The following is a 21,649-nucleotide window of genomic DNA, read 5'->3' on the forward strand; positions in this document are numbered from 1 at the left end:
ATTAATGAACTGGTTACACCAAGAGCCTTGGCAACATCGGGCACAGAACGGCCCGATTCAATCATTTTCAAAACATCTTGTTTAAATGAGGCATCGTATGTACGACGACCCCGCTTGTTTTTTCTCGATTCCATATCGTGTCAAAGTTATTGGAATTTCGTGTCCGGGAAAACTGGACCATCTCAGGAATGTATTCGATTACGCAAGCATAAGTACAGGCTAATGAGATATTACCATGGTAAACATTTGGGGGCTGATTATCGGGGCTATCATCGGTTTGGCTGGGGGTTGCGGGACATGTCAAGATCGGCTATGGCAGAGCACAAGAAACTGAATAAAGCTCACCTGATAGTGATAGATGATATCATGATGATTGCCATTACTCGCCAGGACGCCAATAGTTTTTTTCATTTTATCAATGCCCTGCACGAAAAAACATCGTTCATCATAACCACTAACAAATCACCAAAAGAATGGGCGGAAACAATTGGTGACGAGGTTATTACCACGGCTTTGCTTGATCGGTTACTTTATAAATGCGAAATAATAAAACTAAGTGGAGAAAGCTTTAGAATGAAAAATCGCAAAACGGTTTTTGAGAAAACAAAATAAACAATAATATTGCATCGGGTCATGCATTCTTATTTTCCGAAACGATGCATCCTTATCTTCCGAAATCACTGCATTGCTAATTACCGACTACACCAAGATCTGTCTGAATCTATTAAATACAGAGCAATTGGACTGGAATGATATAAAAATTACTTTTTTTGTAAATCAAACAAATAAAATAAATGACATTCGTTTTGACGTTCCTTAGCCTGTTGAGAAGTGAGGCAAACAACGATCGCCAATTATCCAGGTCATGCTTGAACACTGGTACAAAAAGTGCCTCACTGAATTGACTCATGAACACTAAAACCCCTCTTCAAGGACTTTTGTAATATCTTCACGATTGTAGTATAGACTTCCCCGTAACTTCTTTGTACGAATATTTCTGTTTATACGAAGAAGATTAAGTGTTTTGTTGAGCACTGCAGGATTTCTTTTACATGCCTTGTCTTGTAGCCATTTGTGGAAATACTACTCTGCGCCGGCAGCTTTTCCTGCCTAATGATTTCTTTAATGTCATTTAGAAGCTGAATTCGAAAATTCACTAGATCTTCTTTGCTTACAATATCTACAACCATATCTATCCAGCCTTTAACATTTGTTCACACCTGTCTTGATATTAAACACATCTGGGTTGAGGGAGATAACGCTTTTACTATCAGCTCGCCATCATGGATGTTTACAGTCGACGGATCCTGTGCTGGATCTTTCAACGAAGCGTGCGTCAGAACGATGTAATTGCATTGATGCGAATGCTTGATCTGCGATTTGGCTTGAAGGGTAAAATCATCCGTAATGACAACGGATCGCAGTATATCGCGAACCGGTTGCGCGAAGTTTTGCAATCGCTTGAACTACCAAGAAACTTGAATACAAATGAGGAATGAACTCCATTATTAAGAAAACGACCTGGCAACCGAACTGGAAAATGAAAAGTATATAATTTCAATTCGCAATCATTCAGCAAGCTGTTTAAGTCCGGAGCCAATCAATCGGCATAGGAATTGCGGAAGACGTTTAACTGATTTTCGGTGGTAAATATAAAAACATGAATAAACTAACAGATAAGGTTGCCTACATCACGGGTGGTAGCAAGGGTATCGGCTATGGTATCGCAAAGAAATTGCTGGAACAAGGAATGCGGGTAGCTGTAACAAGCCGGTCGTTAGTCTCTGCACAAAAGGCTGCCAGCTCATTGACAGATGACAAAAAGCGTGTTCTTGCTTTAGAATCAGATTCAGGGTCTTTTGCATCGGAACAAAAAGCCATCGATGAAGTCCTGAAATATTTCGGTCAGCTGGATGTGGTTGTGGCAAATGCCGGTGTGGGTCACCTGGTCAGTTTCGATGATATCACTGTGGAGCAATGGACCGAAACGATTAACACTAACCTCACCGGTGTATTCAATACGGTTAAGACATCTCTCGACGCGCTGAAACAAACAAAAGGCTACGTAATAACTATTGCGAGCCTCGCGGGAACAAATTTTTTTGAAAAAGGAACTGCGTACAACGCCAGTAAATTTGGGTTGGTGGGTTTTACGCAGGCACTAATGCTGGATGTTCGAAAGCATGATATCAAGGTAACGACAATCATGCCTGGGTCAGTCGCCACAGAGTTTGGCGACAATGTTGTATCCGGGAAAGATGCGTGGAAAATACAACCGGAAGACATTGGCCAGATGATTATTGACCTGCTCGAAATGAATCCCCGGACTTTGCCCAGTAAAATAGAGGTAAGGCCAACTAACCCTGGTAAAGGGTAACCGTTGATGTATCGTTCTGGCCACAACACTTGCATACACAGAAGAATCCGACGCAGCACCAATTAAACCACAGCGCGGACAATACGGCTCTTCACTTTAGCGGAAAAAAGGCGAGCATGGAGTTATCATTGTTCGCAGTAATTTAAAACTGGAAATTGACTACACAGCCGGCAGTCGTTTTCTGGCTGGTGTTTAACAGAACTGCTGATAGCAAAAACAGACAAGCGCTAGCTTAAGTTACCTTTTAACGATTACTCCTGGAAGAGTAATGGTCCTAAATTGCTGACTGCATCGAAATCAATGGACAGCAGTTATTAATAAGAGAAGAAATAGGTGAAAATTCCACCGGTTCCATACCAAAATTCTGACGTAATTTTTGAAAGCTTCTGATTTGTAAAGGTGTTATTAGTTTTGAAGGTTACCGGTCCGATCTTTGCGCCCGAAGAAATGTTCTTATTGAAGTATGTATAAAAATTCGCAATCTGGTCCATGCCGAATCGGTTGAAAAAGTTGAATAGGGATAGATTCTTGAACGGATTCGCCTCGGTGCCATAAAGGAGCGTGATCTGGTCAGTTAACATCCCAGACGTAGAAAACTGTTTTACTTCCGTAATATTTCCACCAGCTACAGTGTAAGTTTCGTAACCTTTAGGTTCTAGTGCACCTCCGTTACCAAAATCGGAGAAAAACGTCGTCCTGGATATATTGCTGCCAGTGTACTCAATCACAAATTTTTCTTTCGTTCCGACCAAATGGTAATCTACTTGTGTTAGTAAGCCCGCAGCGTCGTAGGTATATCTTGCATAGTCTCCCGACATCATATTCACTTCTACAAGTCTGTCAGAAGCATCGTATTTCGCTGTCGCCCCATAGTCATACACGCTGTCTTCAATCTTGCTGATCTTTTTAGATGATGTATAGGTGATTAACCAGATCGTATCGTGTGAAAGATCCGGATTGATTCCTTGCTGGATTCTTTTGATGTCTGCTCCCCTACCCGGAATATTGCCGGTACCGCTGCCGGGAGTGCCATCAATGGAACTTATCTCCTTTTGACATGCAACATGCAGCAACAAAATGGCCATCATAATAACGATAAATCTTTTTCTCATTTGGGTTTAACTGTTAGAGTCAGGAAGATAGTATAAGTTTAAAGAACGAGCAAGTGCTTGAACCAAATGCTTTTTCACATTGGCAAGTTCAGTCCCCTGCAAAAACGTGTTTTGAGAAAATGCCTCACAAAATTGATTTTATTGCTCCTTAATAATTTCGCTTAATGCTCGCAAAAACTATCACAGTGCATAATGCGATGATTCCAGGGAATTTCAGACAACCAGCTTCCCAAATTCGACATCCATTATCATTACACACAAGAATTTAAACTATGATCCTATATATTATTCAGCGGGGCCTGGTGCTAAATCAGATTATGTAATGATCTGTTTGGGATACGCTTGGTTTCTCCTCCATTCCAAATTGCTTTGTGACATCAATCGAGAGCTTCGATTTCGACGGAGCTATGAATCCCATAATAATTGGTAACTTGTCATTATGCGCAAATTATACATATTGCTCTGTTTACTTTCTACGATAAATGTCGCTGTGGCGCAGCGTGCAGACCAAAGGCAGACAAGATCTCAACCGACGATTCTGACTGCTGATTCAAATCTTTTTGTGCCGAATCATATGTGGCCCGACTCTATGAAAGCCATTGATTTTAATTACATTGATCTGCTTGCGCTTAAAACGGAAAAAATATTATTGGGTCCAGACGAAGACTGCAGGTTTAATATTGAATCTCCCACTTTTATATTTTCACCAAAAGAGCCATATCCCTATCTTATCTACCCAGGCGAACAGGTACAGATCTCGATGGACAGTACTTTCTGCCTTGTTTATAACATTGCCTCGAATGAACAGAGGACCGCAGACTTCAAATGTCTTAAACAATTCTGGGATAAGGCCATAGAACCTTACTACAATACTTTTGGAAATTCAGCTGCATTCCCTGATTCTAATCCCGATCAGATTCATAAGTTAGAAGATGAGTACAGGAAGTTGATCCCTTTGTTGGATAGGCGGAGAAAAAGACTTGCTGATTCACTCAAAAATATTCACCATGTTACTGATCAATTTGCTATGAGTCTGGAACATCATGTACGTTCAGATTCGTTGACAACGCTGTTGGGCTTCTATTCTTACAATTGGTCACGGTTTGATAAAGCTGTAATACGCAGGAAGCTGAAAGAGATCTCCCATGAGTACTCATTTGTTACCCATGACAACCTCATTTATTATAGACGTAACCTTGATTTCCTGATCGAAATAATATTCAAAGTCCATAGATTAAAAGAAAGAGCAGCTACGCAACGCGAACTAGTTCTTAGGTATGATCTCATAAACGAATATTTCAAAGGGCTTGTAAAAGATTACTTTCTATCAAAGACTTGTTATTCCGCTATCGCGGCACGCATGCCAGGGGATGTTGACTATGTCGCCAGGTATAAGAAGCTTTGTGAAGACACATTATATGAACATGCTGTTCTGGAAGAACTCAGCGTAAGAAAGCATTTTGATTTGAAAACAAAGGGAGAGGAAGAAAGAAGTATTGTAAACATCATGACTGAAGATGCTTTCACATGGGCAGAACTATTGAAGTCGTTACATGGAAATGTCGTTTACATAGATCTCTGGGCAAGCTGGTGTGCGCCTTGCCGCGAAGAATTTTCAGCATCGCGAACTCTTCATGCAAAATATCAGGGGAAAAATGTCAGATTCATTTATTTATCTATTGATAAGGACCTTAGAAGCTGGAAAAAAGCTAGTTTTTCCGAAAAGCTAAACGAAAATGATAGTTATGTCATTAACAACTTTCTTAGTTCTAAATTTGAAAAATCTTTCAATGTCGAAACCATACCACGCTATATGCTAATTGATAAGTTTGGGAAGATAGCCCATTCAAATGCGCCGAGTCCCGGCAGTCGTTCGACGTCGGAACTCATAAACGGGCTCTTGAATCAGTGAGATAATTTGTGCTGTTTAGCCTTTCGCCGATTCTTAAATTTTTATTGGGTTTGATTGCAAGGAATGATTTAAAGATTTCCTGTTTTTCTGACCCTGGTTAGATCCATTTCCTCGTCCATTACCCCCCGCTATCAAGACACTGCTGGTCGCGCCGGGTGCCCACTTTGTTACTCTTCCCGTAAAATAATCGCCTACAAATATAGTTCCCTTTTTGTCCACATAAATGCCGAATGACTCGCCAATCTTATCAAGCGATGTCCCGTATCCGTTGCCTCCTGCTACAGTAGTACCGGCGGTGGCGCCCGGAATCTATTTCTGGACACGAGAGTTTCCAATATTAGAAACGTATAAATTACCAATCTCATCTATTCCCAATCCGTAACGGCAGAAAACTGATTAGCGGCGGCTCCCGCACCGTTTCCACCAGCTACCGTAGCACCAGTAGTTGCGCCTGGAGCCCATTTCTGTACACGATAGTTGTAGTTATCTCCGACAAATAAGTTTCCGCTTTTGTCTATCACCACGCAGATGGGAAAATTCAATTGGTTTCCTCCCTTTCCAGCCCGATTTCCGCCGGGAACCGTAATGCCGCTGGTAGCTCCCGCGGCCCATTTTTTCTTAGTTGGACTTGAAGCTATTTTTTGCTTTAGTGCTTTCAATCTATGAAACACCTATCGGTAAATTAGCATTGAAAGAAAAATCAGAAAAAGAGCAACAGCGACCCAATATCTGGATAAACGAACGATCCTGCTTTTTTCTTTTATATCACTTTTTGTCGTGTTTGCTTCGACCCTGGAAACCCCTGGTGTTTTTGCCGATTCTTCTTCATGCCATAATTCCCAGTATCGCCTTTCTCCGGCAATCATATCGGTTACGTCTTGATTAGCAGATTTTTTTTCGTCTGCGAGTGAGACAATACACGTTCTTATCTTTTCGACTACTGACTGGCTGAGTGCCTTTAGCTCCATACAAAATTCAACCTCATCGAGTAAATACCTGTTCTGCAGCAACACGAGTTCGAAAGACTCTTGTTCGGTAGCCTCCATACCGTTTTCAACATACTGCAATATCTGGCTAAATTGTTCTCCGGTCAATTCCATTGTTCTTGTTTTTGGAGTGTGGGTTTTGATTGCAGAACGCTCCGCAAGAGCTTGTATGCTTTCGCAGTGTCATTGTCCACATTGCCTGCAGTGACGTTCATCTTTGCAGCGATCTCTTTTGATTTCAGCTTATCAAAAAACTTCATCATCAAAATAGTACGCAGTTTTGGAGGCAATTGTGCCAATGCTGCCATCAATTCCTCTTCTTTCTGGTTCAACCGTTGGTTTTGCTCCTCACCCGGATGATATCCTTCAAATGCACACACAACTTCATAGTCGATCAACGGAAAATTGCGTGTATGTTTTTCTTTTTTAAAAGAGGCCAAAAGTTGCAAGATGCCAAAAGAGTAAACCGTGGTTTTCAAACTACCTCGTATTGTGAATTCTTTTTGCTGTGCTTTGTGGTGCAGTGTCATCAGCCCGTTCTGAAAAGCATCTTTCGCATCTTCACACAATTGTTCTCTGGGCAGGTTGTGTCCATACTTATGAATGATCCACTTTATAAAGCTGCTTTGAAACAAGGAGTAAATACAATGAAACAGCCTTTGCAAACGTGTATCGCCTGATGTTCGCAGGATCTGTAGTGCAATGGGTGCCTTAGTCGTTTCTTTGCAGTCCATGTTGTATCACGATTAACAAAAGCCAGGTGTTGATAGCTGAATAGGGCAATTCTAATGAGGACTGGTTTACATAGGAAAAATGGAAGCTACTGATCTGCTTCTGAGTATTCTGCCTTGAATTACTGTATTTGTTTCTTCCAGACATTTAAGTTGTTTAAACAACTGTCCAGAGTCTGGTACGAGTAGGGAGTTCTCGTAATTTTTGCATCTGTATATCAATATTAAAGGTACTATTTCTGTTGTATAAAGAAGTGGGACTAATCAAAAAAAATCCTGGAGGAATTTTTATGGATCAGTCGTCATTTTAAAAATTTTCTGGCCGTGGATAAGGAAAAAATACAAAAATGGTGAGAAATATTGCTTTTTGACTATTAACATAAGGACTGTGGTATATAATGATCCAGTTGAAATGTTTAGCTTAAAAACGGGTCGTTGTCAACCACAATTTAAACGAGGCATTATCATTTGGATAAGGCTATTGGTGAGCTCTGTTTACAGCGTGGCGTGAGATCTAAAACTATTTCGGTCCATGAAACAGCTTTCCTGCTTATTCATTTTACTGAGTCTGATTTTCCACGGCTGCCATTCTCTTTCGAACGTTCAAAAAGCGCCCAATGAACTACCTGCGCAACAACTGAACCTTGATAAAAATGCTGCAGAAAACAAGATTGTTTTTCTCACATTCGAAGTCAGTTTAGTGGATAGTGCCCAGGATGTTTATTCATTCCGGTTGAAAAACAAAACCTTTTCAGAAGGGCTTCTCAAAAAAAGCGCTCTAACCACTTCCGAACCTGTTCAACCAGGTTATCTCTATTATCAACTCTCATCTGAACCTTCAACCGGAAAGAATCTGGTGAAAGTGCAAAATCCTCTACAGCCAACGTATGAATTTACAAGTGAACAAAGTGGCAGCCTGGACCGGCGAACATTGACGAATAAAAGAGGCGACCTGACCATTCGTTTCCAATATCAAAAGGAACTGAAATACCTGACATTCTATAAACCAGTCCCACAAACACTAACACTTAAAAAAGTTTACCATGCTGAACTTTGATTATATAAAGCAAGTAACATGGAAGGTTTCCATTCAATTAATTATTTGCACTATCGCATTACGAGCTTTCGCGCAGGTATTTCCTGCTGAAGCTGTTATGAACAATGGAAACAGGAACAACCGGATCAATCTTGTGTACCTGGGCGATGGTTACCAGGCCAGCGAGTTGGAAACTTATCTCTTAAATGTCAAATCCCTCAACGACGGTATGTTTGCACAAACTCCTTTCGCTCAGTACAAAAATTATTTCAATGCATACGCAATAAAAGTAGTGTCTCAAGAGTCCGGTGCTCAACATCCAGGTACTGCATTCGATGAGGCTCTGGTCAATGGCCAACCGCTGCAGCCAGTAGTCTTTCCCAACAATTTTTTCAAATCTACCTTCGACTTTGGGAGTTTACATCGCTTATTAGTGCCTCTGGATCAAACAAGTGTCTACAATGTTTTAGCCAATAACTTTCCCGATTATGACCAGGCATTTATTATGGTGAACTCACCTTATTATGGAGGTTCAGGGGGAGTTTTTGCCACAGCATCTACACATCCAGCTTCTGCAGAAATAGGAATTCATGAAATAGGACATTCATTTGCATCATTGGCAGATGAGTATGCAAGAGGAAGCAATGTTGAGGCACCGAATCTGACAAGGAATAACGACCCTGCTACCGTTAGATGGAAAAGTTGGTTGGGCATCAACGATATTGGAGTTTACCCGATCGGAACAGTACCGGAATGGTACAGGCCACACCAGTTTTGCAAGATGCAGGTTTTAAATGCTCCATTTTGTTCCGTGTGTTCCGAACGCCTGATTGACCGCATTCATGAACTGGTAAGCATGGTTGATAGTTATACCCCTGTTGCTACATCCTTTACGGTAACCAACAATGACCATGTAGATTTTTCTGTTTCAGTGGTTCAAAACGATCCTTCTACGATTACCATAAACTGGTATTTGAATGGATCATCCACACCATTTGCAATTAATCAAACTTCGGTCAGTATCCCATATGAATCACTGAAATCCGGAAATAATAGTGTTCAAGTGGTTGTGATCGACAACACAGCTTTATCCAAATCATATTTGCCTGGTATTGGTTACATCAACAGCATTACCTGGAATGTGGACAAACCTGTTGTAGTTCCGGTGCAACTTAAAAGTTTTAACGGCAAGCTAAACGATAATGAAGATGTAGTGTTGGAATGGGAGATCAAAGATGCATCAAACCTTCAAGGATTTGAATTGGAAAAGGCCCGCAATCGAAATTCATTTTCAAAACTTGCCACTATCGAAGGCGTAGCTGGCAAAGTGAGATATACTTTTACCGACATGCAGCCCTTTAAAAATCATACCTACTACCGCCTAAAAATTATTGAGAAAAATGGCAATATTAGTTATAGCAACGAAATCAAGGTAAAAGAGTCACATAAGAAGTTTAATTATAAAGTATACCAGGACCCAGGAAACCGTCGATATCATCTTTCCTGTTCCTTAGAGACTTTGGAAAAGTTAAGCATCAGAATTTTTACTATGAATGGTGTACAAATCTTTAAAAAGGACTTAAGCCCTGCAAAAGGACGAATCGAATTTGATATTGATCTTTCCTCGAGACCAGCAGGCACCTATCTTATGACCCTTCAGTTTGGTGATCTTAGCTTTACAGTTAAATTGGTCGCGAAGTGATGCAATCCGACTATCAGATGGAAGCGGAAGACTGAAATTTCATGATGGATCAGTAGCGGTTCCGGTTTTGAATCTTGGTGTAGTACAAATGCGCCGGCGACTGGGTCAAGGGAAGTATATACGGTTCTCATAAATCACTAGGAGACTCTCCACCATCCACCTTTGTTCCGGAAAAAAGTTGCGCTTAAAAAGAAGATCAAAGATCTCGAAATTGAGGGCGATGTTTCCTGAATATTGTTCGGATGTACTGCTGCAACAGCACTAGACTTTACACCATACCTACTACCCTCAATCCGAAGTCCATTCGGTACACCCCCGTTTGCATTTGCCACTGAAACATATTGTTCACTTATAAGGTAGCCTTAGAGATCTTGTAGCGGGAAAAAATGGCATTTTTATTACTTTTTCCTGTCTGAAGCAGTCTCGAGGAACTTTTATTACGAAAATAAGGCAACATGTGGCTTTTTTACCCTCAACGTAGGGCGCATCACTATCGCCCAGAGTGCCTGCTAAGCGCTCTTGATATCAGCTCCAAATTATTATGGGTTACTTAAGCACCTCCTCAAAACTAAGATGGATTAATAAATATCGCTCTTTCAATGCGTAAAATAAGATTCTGGAAATAGAAGTCTAATTATTCTAGTCATCCTTACTTAATGCCTAAAACTACTGAGAAACTGGCTACGCTAGCTGTAAGATGCTGCTTCGAATCATCGTTCGCTCCTGGACCGTCGAAACGGACTCTTATGTTTCTTAGTAAGCCAAAGTCTGGAAAATTGACGAAATCATGTATCTCCCCAGAGAAATCTTCTGTTTTTGTTCCTTGCAGTTCTATGCCAGTAATATCCTCGATTACTAATTCAGGACATCCATCAATTTTATAAAGTGGAATAACTTTGGAAGACATAATTCTTGTATTGCCCGGGCTTCGATCACTATTTTTTTCCTGCGCATACCATGTAACTGTCATTTCAATTTCTCGATCCCTATTTGTCTTGTATATACGATAAGAAAGTTCAAGCCCTGTCCAATCATCAGAGTCTATCTCACTATCGCCGGAAACAGTACGAGCATCAGCACTCTTTGTTTCAATGATTTTAGTACTTACATCATCTGTACGCTGCCTGCAAGGATTATCGTTTGGTTGAGTAGTTGTTGTAGCATCGTTTTTTCCAGTTTCCGGTTGTTCAGTATTATTATTCGGTTTTCCATTGCCAGAATCCCTATCAATATATTTCCACCAAAACGGAGCAGTTCCTCCTAATAATACTGTCAGAAGCACTATCACAATAGGATTTACACTTCTTTCCGAGCTAGCCATATAAGGATTTATATGTAAATGTATAGAATTTTAAAGAATCGATACTACACAAGGCATGTTCCTGATTAGGGTGATAACTTGAATAAGTTTTAATCTAAATCTTTATCGGGGCAATATTGGGAACTTGGTAAAATGGGTGAGACCTTTACTGGTATTGTAAGCTCCCTCGTATTTAGTGCCGGCATGAGTTGGAATTTATCAAGATAATGATAATTTTAATTTTCAACTATTTTGTCCACTAACCGGCTCGTGTCAATTTGAACAGAATTTTTGTTCCCCGTTTGTGAATAAGCTTCGGTGCTTGCTGTCAGCTTTTGTCCACAGATCTGCATAAATTATCGGTGACAGGGATCCAAGAGACTTATGCGTACGCTCAGTGTTGTTATCAAGACGCCATTCTTCAGTCAGCCACTTGACTTCTGATACAATGTGAAATAAATAAGCGTTCAACAGTTCACGTCGCAACGGTGTGTTAGGTTAGATTATAAATGTTTCAGTGATAAAAATCATCGGCATGCACGATCTACGTCGACTTCAACTTTACCAGTGTAGTGTTTCAAAAGCTGACCGAACGTGAGGAACCCGCAACGTGAGTACAGTCGCTGGAATTTTTGGCGCTTTCAATATTAGCACCCCAGCGAGTGCTTGGCGTCGGTTACGAAATAAATCTGTATTTAATGTTCAAGCCTCAATTCAGCATAGACAACGAAGATGCGACTTCCACACGTAAAAAGAAACCACAATAAGGACGCCCTGGCGTTGTTGGAGTCGAAGAAATCACAGCTGATACTCTAGAAGCAATCGATGGGAACCGACTATACCCCACCCATAAATTCAAGCCGAACTTCATTGACTTCTACCACGAATATGCATCAATTTATTACATCCTACTATCCTAATGCTTGGGAAACATGGTAAAATGAAAACGAAGAAAAGTAAACCTCGTGAGAGGTAAGACACAAAAACGAAAATTTCACCATTACTGTAGAATTTCCACTAACACGGATGTATCGGCGAAGGCAGGCATTGCTAATTCCCCGACATATTCACTCTTAATTGACGGAATGCGGTTGGGAGCCACACCTGCATACCGCCGGGGCCACGATTGTTCCATGAAAAATATGGGATAGCTTTTACACTTTTCGGCTTTAGTTCGATTGACCTGCCATCGGCTGACGCTGAAGGCTGTGTCGCTGTGAAGTTTACAGTGTTGATGCCACCAAGTAAACCAGGTTCGTACTGTACTTTGAAAGTTGCGTCAGCAGGTACAATAAAATCCCATGCCTCGCCCTGGTTGTCCGGTGCTTCAACACAATAGATCAAAGGTCCATACTGAATGGCTACCCGATCTGTATTTTGTTTCAATTCGGGCCGGCTCAACACCCTTCTTACTTCCATCGGTGTTTGTATTTCTATCACATCGCCTTTTTTCCATTTGCGTTGCAAAACAGCGTAACCCTGGCTGCTCTGGAAGGGCACAGCCTTCCCATTTACTATTACTGCGAATTTACCCGCGGTGGTATCACTGTAGTTGTATAACCCACCGGGCGCAGGCTCTTTAAGCCATCCCGGCATACGCAGTCGTAACTCGACGTCATTGGCCGGTGCAGCATTGATCGTCACGCTGCTTTGGCCCCTCCATGGAAAGCCGGTTTGCAATGAAAGATCCATCGCCTGTTTTCCCATAGGAATGGTCACCTTAGATCCAATGTAAAGATTTACCCAAACGGCTTTACCCGAAACACTATAAATGTAATTGCCCAAAGACGCTACGAGCCGGGCGATGTTGGAAGGGCAGCATGCGGTGCCAAACCATTCGCGACGTTGATGATTTCCTGTTGAAGCAAGTGGGTTACCGTAGAAAAAGCGGTCACCTGTTAAAGAGAGGCCGTCAAGGGCAGCGTTATAAAGACTCTTTTCAAGCACGTCAATATATCGCGCATCACCTGTCAGCATATTCATCCGCTGATTCCAGAATACCATGCCCACAGAAGCACAGGTTTCGCTATAAGCGCTTTCATTCGGAAGGTCATAGTCGGTCCCAAATCCTTCATTTTTGCCCTGGGCGCCGATGCCACCAGTGATATACATATTCCGTCCGATCACATCATCCCAGATGGCGTTCATTGCTTTCACATAACCTGCATCATTTGTCACCGCGGCTACATCCGCGGCCCCTGTATACATATACATCGCACGCACGGCGTGACCGGTAATGTTGCGCTGATCCTTTACAGGTTGGCCATCCTGGCAATAATCCGGATCCTTCCATTGATCCCAGATTACCCCCTTGCCATATCCCCGCCCCCGTTGTTCAAGAAACCACTGTGACAGTTCGAGATAGCGACGTTGTTGTGTATGGTGATAAAGACGCATAAGTGCCAGTTCAATTTCCTGGTGGCCACTCACCCACGGCCTGTTCTGCTGGCGGAAAACCGAGTCAATATGATTTGCAAACCGTATACCGGCATCAAGCAGTGTCGGTTTGCCCGTAGTGTTATAATAAGCAATACCCGCTTCTATGAGATGGCCCGCACAGTAGTCCTCATGTTTCTCCATATCGGTCCAGCGTTTGTCCAGCCCCGTTAGTGTGTAATACGTATTCAGATAACCATCCGGCAACTGCGCCTGTGCAATTTTGCTGATCCATTCATCGGCCTTTGATTCCAGTTGAGCGTTAGGAATGTTTTTCAATGAATAAGCGATTGCTTCCAACGCCTTATAAACATCCGAATCATCATAGTAAATGCCTTCATGAATACCGCTCCGTTTTGCCGCCTTTTCAAAATTACGGATACGCCCCGTTTTGTTTTCAGTGTAATCAACGCAGGCTTTGATGGTGTTGGTCGCTACACGATGCATCTTCCCGACCCAGAATGAATCGGTGATTTGTACCTGGGCATAACTGACCGGTGAAAGCTGCTGCAGCGATTGTTGCGCGACAGTTTCCGCGATGAGTAAAAGAAGTAGAAAAAACGTGTTGGTTATTTGCTTAAACATTACATAAGTTAATAGTTACAAAAATATGCTGCTTGCATGGCTTTGGTCGATATTCTTCTTCAATGTCGGAATTTCTTCGTTAATCAAGATCTTTCATACAGCGAAAACCGACAGTAGCGTTCCTTTCGAATCCCTGGCTCACGCGAAGCAGAAATTGGCGATAATGCAATTCCCTCGGTCCGCCCTGTACGTACCACCAGCTGGAAGATGGCTTGAAATAAGAACCGCCTTTCATCATAATATATCGATGGCTGCCACTCATGTATACATCATTGGTTAGTTGCCAGACGCTGCCCACCAGGTCCTGCAACCCATAAGGATTGGCGCCGGCCGGGTAAGATCCGACTTTGTAGGGCTTTCCATTTCCGAGGTTTGCATAACGCGGATCTATCCCTTCCAGCTTTGTAACGGTGAGCGTACTATTTACTACCTCGGGTTTGCGGACAACCGGTTGCTGCTGGTTCCACGGCCATTCCCGTAAAGCAGGGGTCTGGGCGGCATACTGCCACTCGATCTCCGTAGGTAACCGCTTCCCGGCCCATTGCGCATAAGCCCTGGCATCCTCATAACTTACATAAACAACAGGAAACTGTTCCTGTCCCTTTGGGATTTTTCCATCATCCCAGTGCTTTAGAAAGTTCGAAGTGTCCGAAGGCCGATACCCACTTGCCTGTAAAAACTCACTGAATTGTTGATTGGTAACCGGGAACTTGTCTATCAGAAAAACCGGCATATTAAATATGCTGTCAACGTCCTGGCGCGGATAAGGGATGAATTCGTCACCATGAGTTGCTTTGAATTTGAATCTACCGGCAGGAATCACCGACATGTCTTTAGCCTTTGCCTTTCCGGAAACAGGAACTACTACACTGATCCGCCGAGCAGATCCCGGTATTATTTTTACTATATATTCATCAAGCAGGATGCTGTCCTGCATCAACTGCAGGACGAGATCTCCTTCAAAACGGCCAAAATGTGTACTTACCTGCAGCTTATGAGAACCAGGTTTCAACAGGAGCGCTGTTTTGTCGTAGGATGGTGTGCCCGGCCAGATCTTCAGGGCTGTTGACCCTGGGGCGTTGCCATTTATCTTTAGCTCGTCACCATTAAGGTGTGCCTCAATGAGGATGGGTAAACGGGCGATACAATCTACCGCACCTTCGTTATTAGTGCCGAGATCAATGGCGTTAAAGGCATCAGTCTGCGCTTCGATATACCAGCTATCCTGTTGTTGAACAGGCTTAACCAGCCGGTGATGCCACAAGTCTACAAAATGGTAGCCAGCTTTTGGTTCCACCTGGAATAAAGGCCCTTTGAACCCACCCGGTAAAATGGTATAGATCGTGTAGATTGTTTTCGGACCAAAAGCCCAGGCATTAACCCAGATACTGTCACGCATAGTAGCTAACAGTGGCGTATAACCGCGATTAGTAAAGTTGTGTGTGTTCTCCCGCAATATCCGGGTGGTGCGCCCAAGGTAGCGGTATTGTTCCGCCACCCAATCTGGCTGGCCCGGAGCCATGATATTTAATTCAGTGCCATACCCATTGAAAAAAGAAGTGGCAAATTCACGGCGTATTTTTTCTTTATAAAGCTCGGCTACACGGTAGATGGCAAACTCTGGCTTGATGAATTTATTAAGATTGAGCATCGGTGGATAGTACAATGCGTTGTGCACGCGGCCGGACACAATGCCTCCCATATCTTTTGGTACGGCCATACCCTCACTGTACATAATTACACCGGGACGAACTATATCAGCCGCATCCTGTAGTTCGCGGCTCGATTCGCCCTTGGTATCCAGCACCACACCGTCTGCCGAAGTTGCGGCAATGAGATCAGACAATCCCTTGAAATGATCTTCCGACCTGGTACTTTCATCCCAGGGATTGTAGCAGATAAAAAACTTTGTTCCCTGCGCGCGACTTAATTCTGCCTGTGTTTTCATGGCTGCGGTGCCACCCGGCAGGTCACGGAAAAGATCGAACTGATTGCGTTGGTCCAGGCCAAGCGTCGGCCAGGTAGGCCAGATACTTACCACATCATCACCGCCATATAAAGCTTTACCGCTCGTCAGAAATTCCTGCAAATGATAGCGGCCATCCTCAATGTCGTAATAGAACTTGTCCCATGCATACATCAGGTGCAATATGTAGGTGTGGCGAATCCATGCAAGGTCCTTTCGCTGATAAAGGCTGTCCGTAAAATTTTCGGTGTCATACAACATCTTATCCTGGAATGCATGTTGCAATCCCTGCTGCCATCCCCCGGAATATGGATAGATAAGGCAATGATAAGTAACGCTGCCACAAGGATAGAGGAGAGTCTCAAAACGCCGCCGCTGTCCTTTCTGAATGGATTTTGTATCACGGCGCGTGAGAGCAGCAAGATTACCGCCAGCGGTGCCCTTAACTGCGGCATAGCCCAACTCCCACGAGTTATCAGGAACAATCACATTGACAGGCTGCCGGCCCGGAAGAAATAAATGCGTACGTGAAAGCCGGTGGTTGCCGAGGCCAGTGATATAAACGTCGGCCCGCGTGGTATCAAACGGATGGACATTGTGCAGTTCAATTGTGTCGCTGGTGTTATTAATGAACTTCAGCAGCAGGCGATAGTCGCCTGCAAAAGCACTCGTGTCTTTAAAGGTGACAGATAATCCGGGATAGCCCCTGATGCTGCTATACACCCGGCCACGCACCTGGTAGCTGATCAGCGGCAGATCAGCCGGCGCCTCCCATTGACCAGAGCCGGTAGTGGCACGGACTAACTGGTTTCTTTCGATCTGAACATTCTTTACCTGTGCCCCGGCTGTTAGGCCTGCAGCGCAAAATAAAGGCAGTAACCACCTTTTCGTACGTTGTGTTATAAACATTTTGTTATAGCATTTGAAATCATGAGCCCGGACCAGGCAGCAAGTTAAGCTTATCAGGAATGATTAGGACCTGGCACCCCTCACCCGCGGATACACAGCATCGATGGCCCATCAATAACCCTCATTCTGAACCAGGGCGTCATTAGTGAGAATCTCATTGGCCGGAAGGGGAAACAAATATTTTCGTGCATCGGTCACTCCCAGGACAGCTGCTGCGCGCCCCGTGCGGATAAGATCAAACCAACGGTGAGGCTCAAACGCAAATTCAATCCGGCGCTCTGCTTCGATGAGCGATAACAGGGCAGCTGCATTGGCTGCTGTTGCCGGTGTTAAATCAGCCCGGGTGCGAATTGCATTCAGGTCAGCCAGGCCTTCGGCAAGCTTTCCGGCGTGTTGAGCTCTTGCTTCTGCGCGGATCAGGTACATTTCGGCAAGCCTGAGTATAACAACATTATCATCATTCCTGCCTGCTCCGATCCGGCGATAGCGGTTACCAAAAGGTTGGTTGTTACTGATGCCCAATAACACATTCCGGGTACCCGCCTGTGTATTGTTATTGAGTAACGCTATCAGCGGTGCAGTTGGGCCTACCCGGTAGCTACCACCTAAAGACTGTGGGAGAAATATTCCGGCAAGCGGGTTACCATCGGTGCCATTGTATTGCAGTTCAAAAATTGATTCAGTAGTTTGTTTGTCTGTGATGATCCTCTCGAAAGGTTTCACCAACGCATAATCTGTGTCGGTGATGACGGCGGTGGCAGCTTGTTCAGCCGCAGCCCATTTCTGTTGGTATAGATATAATCTTGCCTTGAGTGCTATAGCCGCCTTTTTGGTAACAACGATACGATTATTGCTTTCCGATAGTTTGGCTTCAGCCTCATTAAGATCAGTCTCCACCTGCGCATAAACCTGTTCCCTCGTACTCCGTGCCGGGTACGATGTTTCATTTAAACCGCGTGTGGGTGTAAGGACTAAGGGGACCCCACCCCAGGTGCGTGCAAGATCGAAGTAAGTGAGCGCCCGGAGAAAAAGCGCCTGGCCAATCATATTGTTCCGTTCTTCGTCTGTAAATGATGCGTTCTCCAGGTTTTGTGCGCCTTCGAGCACGTTATTAGCCGCGTTCACTACCTGGTACATTGCTTTCCAGTTTATATCAATAGTGTTACTCGAACTTAGTACCGCATGACCATCGAACTGGAGGTCAGTAGTTCCTGAGCCAAATGGTATTGTGTTGTCATCACTGAGCCAGACCGCATTCGGCCACTCAAAGCCGTAATATTCTGCTACCTGCATGCGACTGTAAGCACCGTTAAGCGCACGCTGCAGCTTCTCCTCTGTGTTCAGGGCAACGTCTTCACTGATTTCATTAGTAGGTTGAACATCCAGAAATTTCTTGCATGAGCTGGTTGCCATGATGGCTGATAAACTCAATGCTATAATGATGGACTTTTTCATAATGCTGCTTTGATCGTCATTAAAAAGTTATGCTGAGACCGGCCTGGATCGTGCGCGGTTGCGGAACTGTGAACATTTCTACGCCACCTACTGTGCCTTTACCACCACCGGCATTCACTTCAGGATCAAGCCCGGAATAATCGGTAATCGTTAACAGGTTAGTACCGCTTATGTACACCCGGGCATTAGATATTCCAACTTTTGAACTTAAGGTCTGTTTCAATGTATATCCGAGGGTTACATTTCTCAGGCGGGTATAAGATCCATCTTCCATTGCACGACTCGTAAACAAACCGTAGTTATTATTTCGTTGTGCTGCAGTGCCACCGACCTTCGGTATATCAGTGATGTCACCCGGTTGTTGCCAACGATCCAGTTGTTGTTTGTAGAACCCATACGTGGCTCTACCAGTTGCTGCGTTGAAGCGGGTGCCTCCATGCACCAGGAAGAAGGTGTTCCAGTTCACTACTTCCTGTCCCCATTCAAAACTGAAGGCGAATGAAAAATCGAGATTTTTATACCTGAGCGTGGAGTTAAGACCGCCGATGAGATCTGGCTGGTTAGTCCCGAGGATCATGCGGTCGCGGTCGTCGATCACACCATTTTTATCTACATCAGTATATACCGCGTTGCCGGTTTGCGGATCAACATATTCCTGGTTCCAAAGCCTGAAACCATTTACCGGGTATCCTTCCTGGAAGATGATAAAATTCCGGCTGAATGGTTCAAAGTAAGGAGCATTCAGTTTTTCGATATTGTTTTTATTATGAGCAATATTTAGTCCAACATCCCAACGAAAATCCTGCTTGCGGATCACGCCCCCATTGATAGCTACTTCAATGCCTTTATTACTGATATCGCCTCCGTTGAAGGCAATCGTGCTATAGCCGGTTGTATTAGGTACGGGCTGATTAAGAAGTACGCCTTCGGTTTGTTTATCATAGTAATTTACCTCACCTTCCAGCCTGTTGTTGAAGAGCGCAAATTCTATCCCCACATTAAATTGTTTTGTTTGTTCCCATTGGAGATCCGGATTTGCAAGTTGCACCGGCCTTGTACCTGGCTGTGCGTTATAATTATCATTTCCGCCCCAGAGTCCTTTTGATGCAAATGCTGAGATCGTTTCCTGTGAACCAGTGAGTCCATAGCTGGCTTTCAACTTCAATTGATTTAGCACCTCTGCATTGCGTAAAAAAGCTTCGTTTGATAACACCCAGGCAAAGCCTGCAGATGGAAAGAAACCCCAACGATTGTTCTCACCAAATTTACTTGACGCATCACCACGCATGTTGATGTCAAAAATGTATTTATTGCGCAGCGTAAAATCGAAGCGTCCAAAAACCGAAGCAAGCGCGGTTTCCACTTTGCCACCGTTCCAGAAAGATGCCTGCGCCGCACTACTCAGGTTGCTCAGATCATCGTTAGGATAATTTGCTCCTCCTACTCCGAAACCCTTTGTGGTTGTGTTCTGAACAGTATTACCAACAAGCATGGTTAAGGGATTGCCGTTAACATTTAAGCTGTATCGTAAAGTCTGTTCGTTGATCCAGGTCACTTGCCGGTTGTTTGATTCATAACCATTGGTGATACCTCCCGGACCAAGCAGCACACTGCTGCTGAAAGCATTGTTCATCGCGTCATTAAAGTCAAGACTCCAGCTGGTACGGAACAAAAGTTTTGGTATGATCTCCCAGTCAAGAAACAGGTTGCTGATAGCGCGGATGCCCGTCGATTTTTCCCTGCTTTCGTTAATAAGGGCGATTGCGTTGTTACCTACCGGACCACGGAAGTATGTGCCGTCAGGGTTATAGGTCGGATACAACGACGCATTACCCATGCCGGTCAGCAATACTCCGGTTGAATTATCATTCGGTACCACTGTGCGATACGTCCTGCTGAATGTGTTGCTTGTTCCAAACCTGACCTTAGCCGACAGCTGATGATCGAGATTGAGCCGAAAGCTTGCCCTGTCGAAGGTTTGCGGCCGCATAATTCCATCTTGTTTAAAATATCCGCCACCAATAAAGAAGGATGTTTTATCACTGCCACCTGACACATTCAAATCAACATTGTAAGTAGGCGCTGTCCGAAAGATTTCTGGTATCCTGTCATAAGTAGGCGACCCGGCTGCATCAGGATAGGGAATGTTTGCCGGATTTTTACCGTCATTTATCCAGATCTCGTTGAGTAACGCAGCCGTTTCAGGACCGTTTGTAAGCTCCGGCAATCTCCAGGCTTTCGCGCTACCGTAGTATGTGTTGAGGTTAACCTTAGTCTGGCGATTATAACCACCGCGTTTGGTAGTAATAATCACGACACCGTTTGCACCGCGCGATCCATAAATCGATGTTGCATTGGCGTCTTTGAGGATGTCAATAGTTTCAATGTCGGCAGAGTTGATATCCGCCAGGGGGTTTGAGATCTGTTGCTCGGTTCCATAGCCTGCCGGGCCGAGCGGGGTGGTATTGATAAAGACTCCATCAACAATATACAATGGCTGTGAAGCCGGCGAATTGGGGGAGAATGATGAAGTTCCGCGCACCCTGACAGTAACTCCTCCGCCCGGTGTACCACTCTGACTCGAAATCTGAACGCCCGCTGCTTTCCCTTGCAGTGCCTGGTCTGGACTTGCCAACGGCAGGTTTTTGATCTCATCGCCTACAACGCGGCTAACCGAGCCCGTTAGTTCTCTCCTGCTTTTGCGGGCATATCCGATTACCAGTATTTCATCTGCCTGTTGCGACGACTGTTCAAGCAATACCGTCAACTGTTGACCTGGCTCAGGTACAGTGACATCCTGTGAAGCATAGCCGATGCTGGTGACTGAGAGTATACGACTATCAGGTGGAAGCTGAAGACTGAAATTACCGGATGCATCAGTAGCGGTTCCGGTTTTGAATCCCCGGGGTATTACAGATGCGCCGGCAACCGGCGACCTGTCTTTGTTGTTGAGTACTTTACCCTGAACCGTGCGTTGCTGAGCCCATGCCATGTTGATCGCAAAGAGAAGCGATGCTGCGAGCATGAGCCAGTGTTTGTTTCTGGTACGCATAAACAGTCGTTGATTTAATGTACCCTAAAATTAACTCTGCCAATGCGTTGCTAAATCAAAGCCGTACCGATTTTTAACCGCTTGTCCCGA

At 44.1% G+C, this 21,649-nt stretch carries 17 protein-coding genes and 1 pseudogene; 6 read left to right on the forward strand and 12 right to left on the reverse strand.

The annotated features are described in order from the left end of the window. The coding region (locus ACX0G7_RS11615) for a transposase (protein ID WP_458923788.1) at positions 1-134 on the reverse strand (134 nt) is incomplete at its 3' end. Positions 135-312: 178 nt separating this feature from the next. Between ACX0G7_RS11615 and ACX0G7_RS11620 the strand changes: the two genes are divergently transcribed. The 3 genes and pseudogenes from ACX0G7_RS11620 to ACX0G7_RS11630 all read left to right on the forward strand — a co-directional run bounded on the left by ACX0G7_RS11620 (position 313) and on the right by ACX0G7_RS11630 (position 2,377). Then, positions 313-612 carry an ATP-binding protein gene (locus ACX0G7_RS11620; RefSeq protein ID WP_458923640.1) on the forward strand — a complete coding sequence of 100 codons (300 nt, stop codon included), beginning with the start codon at positions 313-315 and terminating at the stop codon, positions 610-612. Between the two features lie 662 nt (positions 613-1,274). Further along, a pseudogene (locus ACX0G7_RS11625) lies at positions 1,275-1,499 on the forward strand (integrase catalytic domain-containing protein); the annotation flags it as partial. A gap of 161 nt (positions 1,500-1,660) precedes the next feature. After that, positions 1,661-2,377, forward strand: coding sequence for an SDR family oxidoreductase (locus tag ACX0G7_RS11630; RefSeq protein ID WP_458923641.1), 717 nt, complete (start codon positions 1,661-1,663; stop codon positions 2,375-2,377). A gap of 314 nt (positions 2,378-2,691) precedes the next feature. On the opposite strand, the gene ACX0G7_RS11635 is transcribed toward ACX0G7_RS11630, so the two are convergent. Further along, a complete protein-coding gene (locus ACX0G7_RS11635; RefSeq protein WP_458923642.1) occupies positions 2,692-3,489 on the reverse strand; it encodes an RHS repeat domain-containing protein in 798 nt (265 codons plus the stop codon). A gap of 439 nt (positions 3,490-3,928) precedes the next feature. Here ACX0G7_RS11635 and ACX0G7_RS11640 point away from each other — a divergent pair, with 439 nt between their 5' ends. Further along, positions 3,929-5,401 (forward strand): TlpA family protein disulfide reductase, encoded by a 1,473-nt coding sequence (locus tag ACX0G7_RS11640; protein WP_458923643.1) that lies wholly within the window; start codon positions 3,929-3,931, stop codon positions 5,399-5,401. A 365-nt stretch (positions 5,402-5,766) separates the two neighbouring features. Here the strand turns inward: ACX0G7_RS11640 and ACX0G7_RS11645 are convergent, their stop codons facing one another. From ACX0G7_RS11645 to ACX0G7_RS11660, 4 genes are read right to left on the reverse strand one after another with little or no spacing between them, the layout of a single operon-like run. Next, the gene (locus tag ACX0G7_RS11645; RefSeq protein ID WP_458923644.1) at positions 5,767-6,072 is read right to left on the reverse strand and encodes a hypothetical protein; all 306 of its coding nucleotides are present in this window, start codon (positions 6,070-6,072) and stop codon (positions 5,767-5,769) included. Further along, positions 6,073-6,501, reverse strand: coding sequence for a hypothetical protein (locus ACX0G7_RS11650; RefSeq protein ID WP_458923645.1), 429 nt, complete (start codon positions 6,499-6,501; stop codon positions 6,073-6,075). Beyond that, the gene (locus tag ACX0G7_RS11655) at positions 6,492-7,121 is read right to left on the reverse strand and encodes an RNA polymerase sigma factor (RefSeq protein WP_458923646.1); all 630 of its coding nucleotides are present in this window, start codon (positions 7,119-7,121) and stop codon (positions 6,492-6,494) included. Before ACX0G7_RS11655 ends, ACX0G7_RS11650 begins: the two co-directional genes overlap by 10 nt. After that, positions 7,099-7,266, reverse strand: a complete 168-nt coding sequence (locus ACX0G7_RS11660; protein WP_458923647.1) for a hypothetical protein — start codon at positions 7,264-7,266, stop codon at positions 7,099-7,101. The genes ACX0G7_RS11655 and ACX0G7_RS11660 overlap by 23 nt, the downstream gene beginning before the upstream one ends. Before the next feature lie 384 nt (positions 7,267-7,650). On the opposite strand from ACX0G7_RS11660, the gene ACX0G7_RS11665 reads away from it, so the two are divergent. After that, complete coding sequence (locus ACX0G7_RS11665; RefSeq protein WP_458923648.1) at positions 7,651-8,175, forward strand: hypothetical protein; 525 nt, start codon at positions 7,651-7,653, stop codon at positions 8,173-8,175. Continuing rightward, the gene (locus tag ACX0G7_RS11670; RefSeq protein ID WP_458923649.1) at positions 8,162-9,856 is read left to right on the forward strand and encodes a M64 family metallopeptidase; all 1,695 of its coding nucleotides are present in this window, start codon (positions 8,162-8,164) and stop codon (positions 9,854-9,856) included. Before ACX0G7_RS11665 ends, ACX0G7_RS11670 begins: the two co-directional genes overlap by 14 nt. A gap of 649 nt (positions 9,857-10,505) precedes the next feature. Here ACX0G7_RS11670 and ACX0G7_RS11675 read toward each other — a convergent pair. The 6 genes from ACX0G7_RS11675 to ACX0G7_RS11700 all read right to left on the reverse strand — a co-directional run bounded on the left by ACX0G7_RS11675 (position 10,506) and on the right by ACX0G7_RS11700 (position 21,559). Beyond that, a complete protein-coding gene (locus ACX0G7_RS11675) occupies positions 10,506-11,177 on the reverse strand; it encodes a hypothetical protein (protein WP_458923650.1) in 672 nt (223 codons plus the stop codon). Between the two features lie 252 nt (positions 11,178-11,429). Further along, complete coding sequence (locus tag ACX0G7_RS11680) at positions 11,430-11,642, reverse strand: integrase core domain-containing protein (protein ID WP_458923651.1); 213 nt, start codon at positions 11,640-11,642, stop codon at positions 11,430-11,432. A gap of 564 nt (positions 11,643-12,206) precedes the next feature. Continuing rightward, on the reverse strand, positions 12,207-14,177 hold the full coding sequence (locus ACX0G7_RS11685; RefSeq protein ID WP_458923652.1) for a glycoside hydrolase family 127 protein: 1,971 nt from the start codon (positions 14,175-14,177) through the stop codon (positions 12,207-12,209). Between the two features lie 79 nt (positions 14,178-14,256). Continuing rightward, positions 14,257-17,052: a formylglycine-generating enzyme family protein gene (locus tag ACX0G7_RS11690; RefSeq protein WP_458923653.1), complete on the reverse strand. Its 2,796-nt coding sequence runs from the start codon at positions 17,050-17,052 to the stop codon at positions 14,257-14,259. 111 nt (positions 17,053-17,163) lie between these two features. Continuing rightward, positions 17,164-18,507, reverse strand: coding sequence for a RagB/SusD family nutrient uptake outer membrane protein (locus ACX0G7_RS11695; protein ID WP_458923654.1), 1,344 nt, complete (start codon positions 18,505-18,507; stop codon positions 17,164-17,166). Between the two features lie 19 nt (positions 18,508-18,526). Next, the gene (locus ACX0G7_RS11700; protein ID WP_458923655.1) at positions 18,527-21,559 is read right to left on the reverse strand and encodes a SusC/RagA family TonB-linked outer membrane protein; all 3,033 of its coding nucleotides are present in this window, start codon (positions 21,557-21,559) and stop codon (positions 18,527-18,529) included. Positions 21,560-21,649: the final 90 nt, after the last annotated feature.

The sequence above is a fragment of the Flavitalea antarctica genome (assembly GCF_054461535.1).

Bases quoted from the DNA above. Each gene is read 5' to 3' on its own strand.
- ACX0G7_RS11620 (WP_458923640.1), top strand. From the start codon at position 313: ATGGCAGAGCACAAGAAACTGAATAAAGCTCACCTGATAGTGATAGAT.
- ACX0G7_RS11630 (WP_458923641.1), top strand. From the start codon at position 1,661: ATGAATAAACTAACAGATAAGGTTGCCTACATCACGGGTGGTAGCAAG.
- ACX0G7_RS11635 (WP_458923642.1), bottom strand. From the start codon at position 3,489: ATGAGAAAAAGATTTATCGTTATTATGATGGCCATTTTGTTGCTGCAT.
- ACX0G7_RS11640 (WP_458923643.1), top strand. From the start codon at position 3,929: ATGCGCAAATTATACATATTGCTCTGTTTACTTTCTACGATAAATGTC.
- ACX0G7_RS11650 (WP_458923645.1), bottom strand. From the start codon at position 6,501: ATGGAATTGACCGGAGAACAATTTAGCCAGATATTGCAGTATGTTGAA.
- ACX0G7_RS11655 (WP_458923646.1), bottom strand. From the start codon at position 7,121: ATGGACTGCAAAGAAACGACTAAGGCACCCATTGCACTACAGATCCTG.
- ACX0G7_RS11660 (WP_458923647.1), bottom strand. From the start codon at position 7,266: ATGTCTGGAAGAAACAAATACAGTAATTCAAGGCAGAATACTCAGAAG.
- ACX0G7_RS11665 (WP_458923648.1), top strand. From the start codon at position 7,651: ATGAAACAGCTTTCCTGCTTATTCATTTTACTGAGTCTGATTTTCCAC.
- ACX0G7_RS11670 (WP_458923649.1), top strand. From the start codon at position 8,162: ATGCTGAACTTTGATTATATAAAGCAAGTAACATGGAAGGTTTCCATT.
- ACX0G7_RS11675 (WP_458923650.1), bottom strand. From the start codon at position 11,177: ATGGCTAGCTCGGAAAGAAGTGTAAATCCTATTGTGATAGTGCTTCTG.
- ACX0G7_RS11685 (WP_458923652.1), bottom strand. From the start codon at position 14,177: ATGTTTAAGCAAATAACCAACACGTTTTTTCTACTTCTTTTACTCATC.
- ACX0G7_RS11690 (WP_458923653.1), bottom strand. From the start codon at position 17,052: ATGTTTATAACACAACGTACGAAAAGGTGGTTACTGCCTTTATTTTGC.
- ACX0G7_RS11695 (WP_458923654.1), bottom strand. From the start codon at position 18,507: ATGAAAAAGTCCATCATTATAGCATTGAGTTTATCAGCCATCATGGCA.
- ACX0G7_RS11700 (WP_458923655.1), bottom strand. From the start codon at position 21,559: ATGCGTACCAGAAACAAACACTGGCTCATGCTCGCAGCATCGCTTCTC.